The organism is Pseudomonas sp. SCA2728.1_7 (assembly GCF_018138145.1).
In the GTDB taxonomy this organism is placed as follows: Bacteria; Pseudomonadota; Gammaproteobacteria; order Pseudomonadales; family Pseudomonadaceae; genus Aquipseudomonas; species Aquipseudomonas koreensis_A.
The window spans coordinates 2,354,771-2,370,182 of sequence record NZ_CP073104.1 but is presented as its reverse complement, the minus strand read 5'-3'; the positions used below and the strand labels follow the sequence as shown (position 1 = coordinate 2,370,182).

Genomic DNA, 15,412 nt, shown 5'->3' with positions numbered 1-15,412 from the left:
ATAAAACGAGCGCTCGCGGTCATTGCCCCTGCGCCCGAAACGGCAGAAAGGTTTAGCCAGAAGGCCGCACGCTCAAGAAAGCGACGCGCAGCGCTGTGACGAACGAGAGGGGAGAGGATGAAGGCAGTTATTTTGGCGGGTGGTCTGGGCACGCGCATCAGTGAAGAGTCGCACCTCAAGCCCAAGCCGATGATCGAGATTGGCGGCAAGCCAATTCTCTGGCACATCATGAAGCAGTACTCCGCCCACGGGATTCACGACTTCGTGATCTGCCTGGGCTACAAGGGGTACGCGATCAAGGATTTCTTCGCCAACTACTTCCTGCACACCTCCGATGTGACCTTCGACATGCGTGAAAACCGCATGGACGTTCACCAGAATTACAGCGAGCCATGGCGTGTGACGCTGATCGATACCGGTGAAGAAACCATGACCGGTGGCCGCCTGGGGCGAGCCGCGCGCTATCTGGAAGATGAGGAAGCCTTCTGCTTCACCTATGGCGACGGCGTTTCCGATTTGAACATCAGCGCGTTGGTCGACTTCCACCTGACTCACGGCAAACTGGCCACCGTCACCGCCGTACAACCGCCGGGACGCTACGGCGCGCTGGATCGCGAAGGCGACCGGGTGCTGGGTTTCACCGAGAAGCCACGCGGCGACGGAGGCTGGATCAATGGCGGCTTTTTCGTGCTGTCACCCAAGGTCCTGCCGCTGATCGAAGGCGATTCGACCTCTTGGGAATCCGGTCCGCTGGACGGCCTGGCCGCCCGCGGTGAGCTGATGGCGTTTCAGCACGATGGTTTCTGGCAACCCATGGACACCCTGCGCGACAAGAACCACCTCGAAGCCCTGTGGCAGAGCGGGGAGGCCCCATGGAAGCAATGGGACTGAGTGCGGATTTCTGGCGCGGCAAACGCGTTCTCGTCACCGGACATACCGGTTTCAAAGGCAGCTGGCTGACCCTGTGGCTGCAAAGCCTCGGCGCGCAAGTCAGCGGCTTTTCCCTGGATCCGTCGACCGAGCCGAGCCTGTTCGAACTGGCGCGCGTGCACGAAGGCATCAACGATCAGCGTGGCGATCTGCGAGATCTCGGCGCCTTGCTGGAAATCATCGCCGACACCGAGCCGGAGATCGTTCTGCACCTGGCCGCGCAGCCGTTGGTGCGCGAAGGCTATCGCGATCCGCTCGGCACTTACTCCAGTAACGTCATGGGCACGCTGAACCTGCTCGAAGCGATTCGTCAGGTCGGTTGCGTGCGCGCCTGCGTGCTGGTGACCACCGACAAGGTCTACGCCAACAAGGAATGGCTGTGGCCGTACCGCGAAGACGAAGCCCTCGGTGGTCATGACCCTTACAGCAGCAGCAAAGCTTGCTGTGAGTTGCTCGCACAATCCTATGCCGCGTCGTTTTTCCCAGCGGACAAGTACGCCGAACACGGTCTGGCCCTCGCCACCGCGCGTGCCGGCAACGTCCTCGGCGGCGGCGATTTTGCCCCTGAGCGACTGATTCCCGACGTGCTCAAAGCGTGGACTGCCGACGAGCCGGTGACCTTGCGCTACCCGCAAGCCGTGCGCCCGTGGCAGCACGCGCTGGAGCCGCTGGCCGGTTATCTGCAACTGGCCGCCGGCCTCTACGAAGAGGGCCCGGAGTACGCCGGGGCGTGGAACTTCGGCCCAGGCGAGGCGGACATGTGCAGCGTTGGCGAAGTGGTCGAACTGCTTGCCAGCCGCTGGCCGCAGGCGCGCGGTCTGCGCATCGAGAAAAGCGAACTGCACGAAGCGGGCCTGTTGCGTCTGGACAGCAGTCGCGCGCGCCAAGTGCTTGGCTGGCAACCACGCTGGACCTTGCAGGCCTGCCTGACCCAAACCCTCGACTGGCACCTGGCGTGGCAGAACGGCGATGACATGCGCACCGTCACCCTCGGCCAATTGAACCTGTACCGAGGCGCGCTGTGAGCGAGTTTTCCCTGAAGGCGTTGCCGCTGGCCGGACTGTTCAGCGTTCAGCACAAGCGTTTCGAAGATCAGCGCGGGCACTTCGCCCGGTTGTTCTGCGAGGGCAGTCTGAGTGCGTTCGGCAGTGAATTTCATATCCGTCAGATCAACCATTCCTGCACCCGCGAGAAGGGCAGTGTGCGCGGTCTGCATTATCAGAACGCCAACGCCCCGGAAGCCAAACTGATCACCTGCCTGCGCGGTGAAGTGTGGGACGTGGCGGTGGATTTGCGCCCCGACTCGGAAACGTTTCTGCACTGGCACGCCGAGCATCTGAAGGCCGGTGACGGTCGCAGCCTGTTGATCCCTGCCGGGTTCGCCCACGGTTTCCAGACCCTCACCGAAGATGCCGAATTGCTTTACCTGCACAGCGCCGATTACGCACCCGAGCACGAGGGCGGTCTGTCGGTGAATGATCCACGGCTGGCGATTGCCTGGCCGTTGCCTGTCAATAATTTGTCAGCGCGTGATTCCAGCCATCCCGCGCTCGATCAACACTTTGCTGGAGTGCGTCTATGAACTGCCGTGGGTGCGCCGCACCGCTGAGTCTGCCGCTGATCGACCTCGGCACCTCGCCGCCGTCCAACGCCTACGTCCACGCTGATCGCCTGGAGCAGGCCGAGCAGTGGGTGCCGCTGAAAGTCGCGGTGTGCCAGCAATGCTGGCTGGTACAGACCGAGGATTACACCAGCGCCGACAGCCTGTTCGACGCCGAGTACGCTTACTTCAGTTCGTTCTCCAGCACGTGGCTGGCCCATGCCGAGCGCTATGTCGCCGAGATGGTCGAGCGCTTCGGCCTGAGCGCCGACAGCCGCGTGGTGGAAGTCGCTGCCAACGACGGCTACCTGCTGCAATACGTCGCCGCGCGTGGCATCCCGTGCCTGGGTGTCGAGCCGACCCGCAGCACCGCACAGGCAGCGCGGGAAAAAGGTCTGCAGATTCGTGAGCTGTTCTTCGGTCGCGATAGCGCCGCGCAGTTGCAAAGCGAGGGCTGGGGCGCTGATCTGATGGCAGCCAACAACGTGCTCGCGCATGTGCCGGACATCAACGATTTCCTCGGCGGTTTCGCGACGCTGCTCAAGCCGACCGGCGTGGCCACGTTCGAATTCCCGCAACTGCTGACGCTGATGGCGGGCGCGCAGTTCGACACGCTCTATCACGAGCACTATTCCTACCTGTCGTTGACGGCCGTGCAGACCCTGTGCGAGCGCAATGGTCTGGAAGTGTTCGACGTCAGCCAGCTACCGACGCACGGCGGCTCGCTGCGGGTGTTCGTGCAGCGCAAGGACGGCCAGCGTCGCCCGGTGCAAGCGGCGGTGCAGCAGCAACTGCAGGCCGAACTCGCTGCCGGGGTGAAAACCGCTGAGTACTACGCCTCGCTCGCCCCTGCGGCAGAAAGCATCAAGCATCAATTGCTGCGCTTTCTGTTACAGGCCAAGGCTGAAGGCAAGCGTGTGGTCGGTTATGGCGCTGCCGCGAAGGGCAACACCTTGCTCAATTACGCTGGGGTCAAAGCGGATTTGCTGGCCTGGGTGGCCGATGCCAACCCGCACAAGCAGGGCAAGTTCCTGCCGGGCAGCCGCATCCCGATTGTTGCGCCTGAGCGGATTGCCCAGGAGCAGCCGGACTACATTCTGGTGTTGCCGTGGAACCTGTTGAGCGAAGTGACGCAGCAACTGTCTGCGGCCAAGGCATGGGGCGCACGTTTTGTCGTCGCCGTTCCGGAGTTGAGCATCCAATGAGCAGAATTCATTACACCAAACCCAGCGTTGGCGAACTCGAAGCGCAGTACGTCCTGGACGCCGTGCAGAACGGTTGGGGCGCACGTTGCTACGAATACCTGACACGTTTCGAGCACGGCTTTGCCGAGCATCTGGGCGCCACCTACGCCATCGCCACTTCCAGTTGCACCGGTGCGCTGCACATGGGCATGGCCGCGCTGGGTGTCGGCGCTGGCGATGAAGTGATCCTGGCCAACACCAACTGGATTGCCTCGGCGGCACCGATCACTTATCTGGGCGCCACGCCGGTGTTTGTCGATGTACTGGCGGACAGCTGGTGCCTGGATCCGCAGCTTGTCAGAAAGGCGATCACCCCGCGCACCAAGGCGATTCTCGCCGTGCATCTGTACGGCAATCTGTGTGACATGGACGCGCTGCTCGCCATCGGTCGCGAGTTCGGCATCCCGGTGATCGAAGACGCGGCGGAAGCCATCGGCTCGCAATGGCGCGGCAAGGCTGCCGGTTCGCTGGGGGCTTTCGGCGCTTTTTCGTTTCATGGCACCAAGACCATGACCACCGGTGAGGGTGGCATGTTCGTCACCTCGGACAAGGCTTTGTATGAGCGGGTCCTGACCCTGTCCAACCATGGTCGTGTGGCAGGTTGCACCAAGCAGTTCTGGCCGGAGTTCGTCGGCTTCAAATACAAGATGAGCAATCTGCAGGCCGCTGTCGGCTGTGCCCAGGTCGAGCGAATCGATGAGTTGATCGAACGCAAACGGGCGATTTTTGCCAACTACGCGCGGGCGCTCGAAGGCGTACCGGGTGTGTCGCTCAATCCCGAACCGGCCCATGGCCGTAATGGCTACTGGATGCCGACCGTGGTGTTCGATGCCGATACCGGTATCCATCGCGAGCAAATGATCGCCGTCTTCCAGGCCGCCGACATCGACGCGCGGGTGTTTTTCTGGCCGCTGTCGTCGCTGCCGATGTTCAGCGCATACGCGGTCGACACGCCGCTGGCGTTTGCCTTGCCGGAGCGCGCCTTCAACCTGCCGAGCTATCACGACATGACCGACGCCGATCAGCAGCGTGTGGTGCAAGTGGTGCTGGATCTGCTGGCTCGCGGGCACACAGTGTGAAGCTGTATCTGCTGGGGGCCGCCAACCCGGAAGCGGTGCGCATGCTGCACGCCGTCAAGCGCAGCTCGCCGAACGTCGAATTCGCCTTCCTCGACAACGATCCGCGCAAGCACGGCACGCTGTTTCATGGGGTGCCGGTGCTCGGTGGTTGCGAACTTGTCGGCGAGCTCAATGGCGAGGATGTGCGCTTCGTCAATCTGATCACTGGCAGTACCCGGTTACGCTACGAAACCACCTGTCAGCTGGTGGATGCCGGTGCGCGCCTCGGTCAGTTCGTTCATCCGGGGATCGACCTGAGCATGATCCGCATGGGGCAGGGCAGTTATCTGCAGGAAGGCGTGCTGATGCAGGCTGAAGTGACACTGGGCGACAACACCAGCATCAGCGCCGGCAGTGTCGTGGGGCATGAAGGGCAGATCGGCCACTCGGTGTTCATGGCGCCGGGTGTGTGTATCGCCGGTTGCGTGGAAATCGGCGACGGGACCTTTATCGGCACCAACGCCACGATCCTGCCGCGCCTGCGCATCGGTCGCTGGGTAACCATCGGTGCCGGTGCGGTAGTGACCAAAGATGTTCCGGATTTTTCGGTCGTGGTGGGCAATCCCGCCAGGATCATCAAGACCAATGCAGTGCCTTACCCGGATGCCAGGGTGTTCAGGTAGGCCGTTTCCCGAATTTTTGGAGAGTTGCAATGAATCCGCATGAACAGTTTCGCGAAGAAGTAAAAGCCAACATCGAAGGCCTGCAGAAAGACAAGGCCTTGCAGACCGAGTCTCTGGACTGGGTCGGCACCACGGCCAAGCACAAGTACACGTACAACTTCAGCTGGATGGGCCGGCCGATCATTCAGTTCCCGCAGGACATGGTCGCGATGCAGGAAATCATCTGGAACCTGCGTCCGGACGTGATCGTCGAGACGGGTATCGCGCACGGCGGTTCGCTGGTGTTCTACGCCTCGATCCTGGAACTGATCGGGCATGGCGAAGTACTGGGCATCGACATCGATATTCGCGAGCACAACCGCGAAGCCATCGAAGCGCACCCGATGTTCAAACGCATCAGCATGATCCAGGGTTCGAGCATCGATAACGCCATCGTCGATCAGGTGCGCGAGCGCGTGCAGGGCAAAAAAGTGCTGGTGGTGCTGGACTCCAACCACACCCACGAGCATGTCCTCGAAGAACTGCGTCTGTATGCACCTTTGGTTTCGGTGGACAGCTATTGCGTGGTCATGGACACCGTGGTCGAAGACATGCCGGCCGATGCGTTCCCGGATCGTCCGTGGGGCAAGGGTGACAACCCGAAAACCGCGGTGTGGGCTTACCTGGAAGAGAATCGCGATTTCGAGATCGATCAGGCGATTCACAGCAAATTGCTGATCACAGTCGCGCCGGATGGTTATCTGCGTCGCGTGCGTTAATCGACACAACAACGATGAGTTTTCGGCGACGCGCCGTTTGTGGGGAATATATGCAAGGCAAGAACACTTCAGGAACCGATCTGGCACTCAACGAACAGTTGACCGTCGTGCTGATCTCCCACGAACGCCCGGCGTTTTTGCGTAGAGCCATTCGCTTCTACAGCAGTTTGCCGTGCAGGATTCTGGTGCTGGATTCGTCGGCGGTGGCGCTGACGGGCATCCCTGCCGAATTCACCCACGTGGATTATCAGCACTTGCCGCAGTTCGGCTACTGGGGGATTCGCGCCAAGCTGGCTTACGGTGTCGAGCAGCTGCAAACGCCTTACATGGTGTTTGCCGCCGACGACGACTTCCTGGTGCATGATGCCCTGCACGAAGCCGTGGCATTCATGGAGGCCAACCCCGATTACAGCCTGTGCCACGGCTACAGCCTGATGTATCTGGCATTCGCCAACAGCGTCAATTACTTCCGGCGGGACAAGAAAGTCTGCGAAGACTACTCCGCCGATCAGGCCGAGGAGCGTCTGCTCGATTACATGCATCAGTACCTGCCGCCGTTCTATGCCGTGCAGCGTACGGCGATCTTGCGCGACTGGTACGCAGCCATGCCGCAAGACACGATCTTCCAGTGGCAGGAAGTCGGTCACACCTTTTACATGCTGGCCCGGGGCAAGGTGCGGATTCTGCCGATTCCTTATGTCGTGCGCGAAATCAACTATGGCCAGTCCGATCACAACACCGAGATTTATCACACGCTGGCCTATATGGACGCCAAGAGCGTGGCCGGACGTGAAGCGTTTGCCGAATTCCTCGCAGGGTTGCCGACCCAGCTCCAGCATCAGGATCCACAGCAGGGCAAACAGTTTGCTCTGAAGAGTTTTGCCACGCTGGCCGACAGCCTGAAGAACTATCGGGCACTCACCGCCGAGTTGATTTTCGAGTCGACCTGGGTCGATATCGCGACGGACCCGCAGCGTCGGTTCGGTCCGAAGCAATACGTGGAAATGCCGTTCTACAATCAGGTGTTTTTCGATCAACTGACGCAATTCGAGTTTCTGTTGCACGCGATGCCTGCCGGACGCGTTCAGCTCCAGGAACTGGAAGGTATCTGGGCTCGCCAGCAGAGCCTGATGCTGGCACGCAACAATGACACCCCGCAAAGCGTGCTTGACCGCTTGTGGCAGGCGCACGACGCCAACGTGTTCAATCGCGCGGTGATCAAGCAACTGATCGCGCAATTGCAACCGCTGGACGAGGAAGACGACGTGCCCGTCCTGCGCGACTGGGTCGCGCGTCTGGACACGGTGTTGCTCGAAGGTCATCAGCCGACATTCGCCAAGATGCTCACCGGCCGACTGCTCGAGTGGCTCGCTGCACGTGAGCCGGATACCGAGCAGGCCGCGGCGATTGCCGGTCACCTGGCAGACAATGCCGGTGGTCCGCAGTTCGGCATTTTCCTGCTCGATCTGGACAACGACATCGACAAGTTGCAGATCACCCTGGACAGCTTGCTTGAAGGTCACAGCAAAGCCTTCAAGGTTGTGGTCTTCACCACGGGCGAACCGCCGGCGGCAACCACTGCACAAAATACCCTGCACTTTGTGCGCGTGACCCAAAGCAACTTCGTCGACAAGCTCAACCAGAGCGTTAATCAGTCGACCAGCGACTGGCTGCTGCTGGCTGAGGCGGGTGAAGAGTTCACGGCTGCCGGCCTGCTGCGGGCCAGTCTCGAACTGATGGCTGCGCCGGGTGTGCGTGCGGTTGCCACGGATGAGATCCAGCGCCAGGAAAATGGTGCGCTGGTGGATATGTTCCGCCCGGGCTTCAACCTCGATCTGCTGCAGAGCGTTCCGTCACTGATGGCCCGGCACTGGTTGATTCGTCGTGAAGTGCTGACGGGGCTCGGCGGTTATCAGGCCGATTTCAGCAAGGCGCTGGAACTGGATGTGCTGCTGCGCATCATCGAGCAGAGCGGCCTCGATGGCCTCGCCCATCTCGATGAACCATTGCTGATTACCCGGGCGCCGGAGCTGGCAGAAAATCCTCACGAGCGTCAGGCGCTGCTGCGGCACTTGGGCAATCGTGGTTACAAGGCTCAAGTCACCTCGACGCAGCCTGGCACCTGGCAGATCGACTATCGCCATGTCGAGCGGCCGCTGGTCTCGGTGATCGTGCCCGCTGGCGACGATCTTGGCGCATTGCAACGTTGCCTGGATGGCGTGCTGCTCAGAACCCGTTACACCCGCTATGAGTTGCTGGTGGCGGTCAACCCGAATCAGTCGGCCGAGATCAATGACTGGCTGGGAACGCTGCATAACGCCAAAGTGCGGGTGCTGCATGCTGATCGTCCGCTTGACCCAGTGGCGCTGTACAACGCGGCCAGCCAAGAGGCGCAGGGCGAATATCTGGTGCTGCTGGCCACCGACAGTGAAGTGGTCAACCCGAACTGGATCGAGTCGTTGCTCAATCACGCGCAGCGTCCTGAGGTCGGCATCGTTGGTGCCAAACTGGTGGACCGCGACGGCAAGATCGCCCAGGCAGGTTTGATTCTCGGGCTGAACGACGGGGTGGCTTCGGCCTTCATCGGCGAGAAACACACTAACGCGGGTTACATGCAGCGCCTGACGGTCGAGCAGAACTATTCGGCGGTGTCGAGGGTGTGCCTGATGGTGCGCAAAGAATTGTTCAACGCACTGGGTGGCCTGGACGAAGTGACCTTCGCCGACGGCTTCAGTGACGTTGATCTGTGTCTCAAGGCCGGGCAGGCCGGTTACCTCACCGTGTGGACGCCGCTGGTGCAGGTGTTGCACACCGGCGAGTTGCCGCAAACCCCTGAAGCATTGGCTGCATTGCGTGAGAAGTGGAGCGCGGCTTTTGCCCAGGATCCGGCGTACAACGCCAACCTGGCGCTGACCGGCAAAGGTTTTACCCTGGGCGAAAGTGCCCCGATCAATTGGGCGCAATTGCTCGGCTAAGCGTGGCGAACAGGACACAGGAATTCAGACATGTTCAACGGTAAATCGATTTTCATCTCCGGCGGCACCGGCTCGTTCGGGCGCAAATTCATCGCCCGACTGCTGGAGCAATACCAGCCCAAACGCGTGGTGGTGTTCTCCCGTGACGAGCTGAAACAGTACGAGATGCAGCAGACGTTCAATGCGCCGTGCATGCGTTACTTCATCGGTGACGTGCGCGATGCTGATCGCCTGCGGCAGGCCATGCGCGGGATTGACTACGTGGTGCATGCCGCCGCGTTGAAGCAGGTGCCGGCAGCGGAATACAACCCGACTGAATGCATCCGTACCAACGTCAACGGCGCGGAAAACATCATTGCCGCCGCCATCGACAACGGCGTGAAGAAAGTCGTGGCACTGTCGACCGACAAGGCGGCCAGCCCGATCAACCTGTACGGCGCGACCAAGTTGCTCTCGGACAAGTTGTTCGTCGCCGCCAACAACATTGCCGGCGAGCAGCAAACCCGTTTTGCCGTGGTGCGCTACGGCAACGTGGCGGGCTCGCGTGGCTCGGTGGTGCCGTTCTTCAGCAAGCTGATTACCGACGGCGCTACGGAGTTGCCGATCACCGACGAGCGCATGACGCGGTTCTGGATCACCCTCGACCATGGCGTACAGTTTGTCCTCGACAGCTTCGCGCGCATGCACGGTGGTGAAGTGTTCGTGCCGAAAATTCCGTCGATCCGCATCGTCGATCTGGCGCGGGGCATGGCCGAGCATCTGCCGCACAAGAACGTCGGCATTCGTCCCGGCGAGAAGCTGCATGAATTGATGGTGCCGCTGGACGATGCGCGGATGACCCTTGAGTTTGAGGATCACTACACCATCCAGCCATCGATCCGCTTTACCAGCGTCGATGTCGATTTTGCCGTCGACAATCTTGGCGAGCAGGGGCGTGCCGTGAGCGAGGATTTCGAGTACCGCTCCGACACCAACCCGCACTTCCTCTCGGTCGGACAGATCACTGACCTGCACGCGAAGCTCTCGGTATGATTCCCTACGGTCGGCAAAGCCTCGATCAGGCAGACATCGATGCGGTTGTCGAGGTGCTGCAATCAGACTGGCTGACCCAAGGGCCGACCATCGAGCGCTTCGAGCAAGCGATGGCCGAACGGTGCCAGGCGGACTTCGCCGTCGCGGTGTGCAACGCCACGGCGGCGCTGCACATCGCCTGCCTGGCCGCGGGCCTGGGGCCGGGCGATCGTTTGTGGACAACGCCGAACACCTTTCTCGCCTCGGCCAATTGCGGGCGTTATTGCGGCGCCGAGGTCGATTTCGTCGATATCGATCCGCTGACCTGGAACCTCGATGCCTTCGCCCTAGAAGCGAAACTCGATCAGGCCGAACAGGACGGCAACCTGCCGAAAGTGCTGGTGGCGGTGGCGTTCTCCGGGCAGAGCTGCGACATGCGCCGCATTGCGCAACTGGCCGAGCGCTACAACTTCACCGTGATCGAAGATGCTTCTCACGCGGTCGGTGCGTCGTACGCGGGACGTCCGGTGGGGTGCGGCGAGTTTGCGGCGATGACGGTGTTCAGCTTTCACCCGGTGAAGATCATCACCAGCGCTGAAGGCGGCATGGTGTTGACCAATCGCCCGCAACTGGCTGAGCGCCTGCAGCGTTTGCGCAGCCATGGCATGACCCGTGATGCGCAGCAGATGACCGAGCCGAGCCACGGCCCGTGGTATTACCAGCAGATCGAGCTGGGCTTCAATTACCGCATCACTGATTTGCAGGCGGCGTTGGGCCTGTCGCAACTCGGCAAACTGGACGATTTCATCGCCCGTCGCCGCGAACTGGCGGCACGCTACGAACGCTTGCTGGCGTACTTGCCAGTGACGTTGCCCAGCCTTCAGCCGGAGGCAGAATCAGCTTGGCACCTGTACGTGATTCGCTTGCAGACTGATCGCATCAGTCTCTGTCACCGGCAGGTCTTCGAAGGCTTGCGCGCGGCGGGCATCGGCGTGAACCTGCACTATATTCCCGTGCATCTGCAGCCGTACTATCGCGACCTGGGCTTCGCCGAGGGCGACTTTCCCGAAGCCGAGCGTTATTACGCTGAGGCGATCAGCCTGCCGATGTTCCCGCTGCTGAGCGATGAACAACAGGATTACGTGGTCGAGCAATTGCGTCGGCTGACCGAATAATTGCCGCTGCGGCGATGGATGGGTATCTGCAATGCGTGATCTGAGTGAGCAGGAAAAATTCTGGCAGGGCGATTTCGGTAACCAATACGTTGAGCGCAATATCGGTCAGCCGCTGGTGGCCGCCAGTCTGGCGATGTTCGCCAAGGCCCTGAGTCGCGCCGGGCGCATCGACAGCGTGGTGGAACTGGGCACCAATGCCGGTAACAACCTGCAAGCGTTGCATCAACTGTTGCCGCAAAGTGAACTGTTCGGCGTCGAGATCAATGAAAGCGCCTGCGCTCAGGCCCGGGCGCTGGGCATTGCGCAGATCTGGCAGGGTTCGCTGTTCGACTTTCCCCGCGAGCGAACCTACGATTTGAGCCTGAGCAAAGGCGTGCTGATTCATCTGGCGCCGGAGTTGCTGGCGACTGCGTACGCGCAGTTGTATGCGCTGAGCCGGCGTTACATTCTGATCGCCGAGTACTACAACCCGGCACCGGTGGAAGTGCCTTATCGCGGCAACAGCGGCAAGCTGTTCAAACGCGATTTCGCTGGCGAGATGCTCGATCGCTATGCCGATCTGCACCTGCTCGATTATGGTTTCGTCTATCACCGCGATCCGCAATTCCCGGCGGACGACATCACTTGGTTCCTGCTGGAAAAACGCCCTTGAGCAACGTCGCAATCATCCCGGCCCGTGGCGGCAGCAAACGCATCCCGCGCAAGAATCTTGCGCTGTTTGACGGTGTGCCGATGATTGTCCGTTCGATTCGCACCGCGCTCGACTCCGGGTTGTTCGATCAGGTGGTGGTCAGCACCGACGATGCCGAGATTGCCGACGTTGCGCGAGCGCACGGTGCGCAGGTGCCGTTTATGCGCCCGGCGGCGCTGGCCGATGATTTCACCGGTACCGCAGCGGTGATCGTGCACGCCCTGCAGCAATTGCCTGGCTTTGATTACGCCTGTTGTGTGTATGCCACGGCGCCGCTGTTGCAGGCACGTTATCTGCGCCAGGGCATCGAGTTGCTGGAGCAACGTCCAGACAAGTCATTCACGTTCTCCGTGTGCGGTTTTGGTTTTCCGGTGCAGCGCGCACTGACGCTGGATGCGCAGGGCGCCTTGACGGCGTTGTATCCCGAATTTCGCAACACCCGTTCGCAGGATCTGCCCGAAGCGTTTCAGGACGCCGGCCAGTTTTACTGGGGGCGCAGTGACGCATGGTTGCGTGGCGAAGTGCTCTATTCGCCAGCCAGTCTGCCGGTGATTCTGCCCCGACATCTGGTGCAGGACATCGACACCCTTGAAGACTGGAAACGCGCCGAATACCTGTACGCCGCGCTCAAGGCCGGTGGAGAGCTGCAATGAGAGTGCTGATTCGTGCCGACGCTTCGCCAACCATCGGCAGCGGCCACATTGCCCGCTGTCTGACGCTGGCGCGAGTGTTGCGCGGGCAGGGCAGCCACGTCGCGTTTGCCTGCCGCTGTCTGCCGGGGCATCGCCTTGCTGCCTTGCGCGCCGAGGGCTTCGAGACTTTTGCGCTGCCTGAGCGCTATACCGCGGAAGACCCACAGCAGGCCATCGAATCGATGCTGCCGTGGCAGGCCGACATCGACGCGTTGGCGGCGGTGCTCGAGGGGCACGCCGAATTCGACTGGGTCATCGTCGATCACTACGGCCTCGATCACCAATGGCAAACGGCTGCTCGACAGTGGGCGCCACGGATTGCGGCAGTGGATGATCTTGCTACGCGGCGCTACAGCGTCGATCTGCTGCTCAATCAGAATCTCTCGGGCCTGCACGAAAATTATCGGCCGCTGTTGCCGGCAGGGTGTCGCACCTTGCTCGGCCCACGCTATGCCATGCTGCGCGAAGAATTCCGCTGCCCGGCCATCGAGATCAAACCCACGGCGCGAAGGGTATTGGTCAATTTCGGCGGTTTCGATGCCGCGATGCAAACCCATCACGCGATGCTCGCGCTGGCGGATTTTCCCGAGTTGCAGGTGGACTTCGTCGCTGGCGCCGATAACCCGGCATGGGCGCAGATGCAGGCCTTGTCCGAGACACGGCCGAACTGGCGTCTGCACAGTTTTGTCAGCGACTTCTACCAGCGCATGACCGAGGCTGATCTGTTTATCGGCGCCGGGGGCGGCACCAGTTGGGAGCGGGCGGCGATGGGGCTGCCGACGATCTGTATTGCCGTGTCGAACAATCAGCAGGCCAACGGCGAAGTCATGGCGGCAGCAGGCGCGCATGTGTTCATGGGCGCCCGTGAACAGGTCAGTGTCGAGCAATTGCGCGACGCTATCGGCTTTGTCACCGGCAATCGTTATTTGCGCCAGAGCCTGGCCGAACGCTCGCGACGACTGGTCGACGGGCGCGGTGCCGAGCGAATTGCGGTGGCACTGGCCGGTGCGGTGCTCAAGGTGCGCGCGGCGACCCTGGACGATGCGCAGTTACTGTTCGATGGACGTAATGCCGAAACGGTACGGCGCTGGTCGCTGGACAGTGGCGTGATCGACTGGCCGCAGCACCTGAACTGGCTGACGGCGAGTTTGCGCAATCCACAGCGCCTGTTGTTGATCGCTGAGGCGGACGACGGCGCGGTCGGCGTCGTGCGTTATGACCTGCGCGGGTTTGAAGCCGAAGTCTCGATCTACCTGCTTGAAGGGCGGATGGGCTTGGGGTGGGGCAGGGCGCTGTTGGCCCATGGTGAGGCGTTTGTTGCTACGCACTGGCCGCAACTGCAGGTCATCACCGCTCAGGTGTTGCCGGACAATCGTCCCTCGTTGAATGTGTTTCGTGACGCCGGGTTCACTCAAAGTGCCTGTGCGTTCACCCGTGTTTTGAAGGATCACCCGCATGACTAGTTTCAAGATCGGCAACCGCTTGATCGGCGCCGACGCGCCGCCATTCATCATTGCCGAGATGAGCGGCAACCATAACCAGTCGCTGGACGTCGCCCTGCAAATTGTCGAGGCAGCGGCCAAGGCCGGGGCGCATGCCTTGAAACTGCAAACCTATACCGCTGAAACCATGACGCTGGACCTGGCTGAAGGCGAGTTCTTCATCAAGGATCCGGGCAGTCTGTGGGCCGGCACTTCGCTTTATGCTCTGTATGAAAAGGCCCATACGCCGTGGGAATGGCACGCGCCGATTTTCGCCCGAGCGAAAGAGCTGGGCATGCTCGCGTTTTCCACGCCGTTCGACGACAGCGCCGTGGACTTTCTCGAAAGCCTCGATGTGCCGGCCTACAAGATCGCCAGTTTTGAAAACACCGATCTGCCGCTGATCCGTCGCGTCGCGGCCACCGGCAAACCACTGATCATCTCCACCGGCATGGCCAGCATCGCTGAGCTGGATGAAGCCGTGCGCGCTGCCCGCGAGGCGGGGTGCAAGGATCTGGTGCTGCTCAAATGCACCAGCACCTATCCGGCGACACCGCTCAACAGCAACGTGCGCACGATCGCGCATCTGCGTGAGTTGTTCGGCTGCGAAGTGGGGCTGTCGGATCACTCGATGGGCGTCGGTGTGTCCGTAGCTGCCGTGGCACTCGGCGCGACGGTGGTGGAAAAACACTTCACCCTCGACCGTTCAGCAGGTGGCGTCGATGCGAGCTTCTCGCTGGAACCAGCGGAAATGGCCAGTCTGGTGGTGGAAACCGAGCGCGCCTGGCAAGCCATGGGCCAGGTGCATTACGGCGTCACAGAGGCTGAGCGCAAGTCGCTGGTCTATCGCCGCTCGCTGTACGTCACCGCCGATATGGCGGCCGGTGACACCTTTACCGGGGACAATCTGCGCGCCATTCGCCCCGGCCTCGGTCTGCCGCCCAAGCACACCGACGCCGTCCTCGGCCGCCGCGCGCGCGCGCCGATCAAGCGTGGCACGCCGCTGGACTGGTCGTTGGTCGAATAAGCCGATCTGCACCGATTCGGCAAAATAGCGTGACCTGCGAGTCATAACGCGCATCTTCACTGTATTGTATTGATCGGGGAGATGGCG

14 protein-coding genes are annotated in these 15,412 nt (G+C 61.3%); all 14 read left to right on the top strand.

Annotated elements, in window-relative coordinates:
* Positions 1–117 precede the first annotated feature (117 nt).
* From rfbF to pseI, 14 genes are read left to right on the top strand one after another with little or no spacing between them, the layout of a single operon-like run.
* On the top strand, positions 118–891 hold the full coding sequence (gene rfbF, locus KBP52_RS10550) for a glucose-1-phosphate cytidylyltransferase (protein WP_077571633.1): 774 nt from the start codon (positions 118–120) through the stop codon (positions 889–891).
* Positions 873–1,955 (top strand): CDP-glucose 4,6-dehydratase, encoded by a 1,083-nt coding sequence (rfbG, locus tag KBP52_RS10545; RefSeq protein WP_116033114.1) that lies wholly within the window; start codon positions 873–875, stop codon positions 1,953–1,955. The genes rfbF and rfbG overlap by 19 nt, the downstream gene beginning before the upstream one ends.
* Positions 1,952–2,512: a dTDP-4-dehydrorhamnose 3,5-epimerase gene (gene rfbC, locus KBP52_RS10540; protein WP_093439614.1), complete on the top strand. Its 561-nt coding sequence runs from the start codon at positions 1,952–1,954 to the stop codon at positions 2,510–2,512. Before rfbG ends, rfbC begins: the two co-directional genes overlap by 4 nt.
* Positions 2,509–3,735 (top strand): class I SAM-dependent methyltransferase, encoded by a 1,227-nt coding sequence (locus tag KBP52_RS10535; RefSeq protein ID WP_212622707.1) that lies wholly within the window; start codon positions 2,509–2,511, stop codon positions 3,733–3,735. The genes rfbC and KBP52_RS10535 overlap by 4 nt, the downstream gene beginning before the upstream one ends.
* Positions 3,732–4,853 carry a DegT/DnrJ/EryC1/StrS aminotransferase family protein gene (locus KBP52_RS10530; protein WP_212622706.1) on the top strand — a complete coding sequence of 374 codons (1,122 nt, stop codon included), beginning with the start codon at positions 3,732–3,734 and terminating at the stop codon, positions 4,851–4,853. The genes KBP52_RS10535 and KBP52_RS10530 overlap by 4 nt, the downstream gene beginning before the upstream one ends.
* Positions 4,850–5,515, top strand: a complete 666-nt coding sequence (locus KBP52_RS10525; protein ID WP_116033125.1) for an acetyltransferase — start codon at positions 4,850–4,852, stop codon at positions 5,513–5,515. The genes KBP52_RS10530 and KBP52_RS10525 overlap by 4 nt, the downstream gene beginning before the upstream one ends.
* Before the next feature lie 29 nt (positions 5,516–5,544).
* Positions 5,545–6,273: a cephalosporin hydroxylase family protein gene (locus tag KBP52_RS10520; protein WP_077571639.1), complete on the top strand. Its 729-nt coding sequence runs from the start codon at positions 5,545–5,547 to the stop codon at positions 6,271–6,273.
* A gap of 50 nt (positions 6,274–6,323) precedes the next feature.
* Positions 6,324–9,248, top strand: coding sequence for a TIGR00180 family glycosyltransferase (locus KBP52_RS10515; protein ID WP_212622705.1), 2,925 nt, complete (start codon positions 6,324–6,326; stop codon positions 9,246–9,248).
* 30 nt (positions 9,249–9,278) lie between these two features.
* A complete protein-coding gene (gene pseB / locus KBP52_RS10510; protein ID WP_116033133.1) occupies positions 9,279–10,280 on the top strand; it encodes a UDP-N-acetylglucosamine 4,6-dehydratase (inverting) in 1,002 nt (333 codons plus the stop codon).
* On the top strand, positions 10,277–11,434 hold the full coding sequence (gene pseC, locus KBP52_RS10505) for a UDP-4-amino-4,6-dideoxy-N-acetyl-beta-L-altrosamine transaminase (RefSeq protein ID WP_212622704.1): 1,158 nt from the start codon (positions 10,277–10,279) through the stop codon (positions 11,432–11,434). The genes pseB and pseC overlap by 4 nt, the downstream gene beginning before the upstream one ends.
* Positions 11,435–11,465: 31 nt before the next feature.
* Complete coding sequence (locus KBP52_RS10500; protein WP_137219393.1) at positions 11,466–12,086, top strand: pseudaminic acid biosynthesis-associated methylase; 621 nt, start codon at positions 11,466–11,468, stop codon at positions 12,084–12,086.
* A complete protein-coding gene (pseF, locus tag KBP52_RS10495) occupies positions 12,083–12,778 on the top strand; it encodes a pseudaminic acid cytidylyltransferase (RefSeq protein WP_116033141.1) in 696 nt (231 codons plus the stop codon). The genes KBP52_RS10500 and pseF overlap by 4 nt, the downstream gene beginning before the upstream one ends.
* Complete coding sequence (gene pseG / locus KBP52_RS10490) at positions 12,775–14,280, top strand: UDP-2,4-diacetamido-2,4,6-trideoxy-beta-L-altropyranose hydrolase (RefSeq protein ID WP_212622703.1); 1,506 nt, start codon at positions 12,775–12,777, stop codon at positions 14,278–14,280. Before pseF ends, pseG begins: the two co-directional genes overlap by 4 nt.
* The gene (gene pseI, locus KBP52_RS10485) at positions 14,273–15,325 is read left to right on the top strand and encodes a pseudaminic acid synthase (RefSeq protein WP_077571646.1); all 1,053 of its coding nucleotides are present in this window, start codon (positions 14,273–14,275) and stop codon (positions 15,323–15,325) included. The genes pseG and pseI overlap by 8 nt, the downstream gene beginning before the upstream one ends.
* Positions 15,326–15,412: the final 87 nt, after the last annotated feature.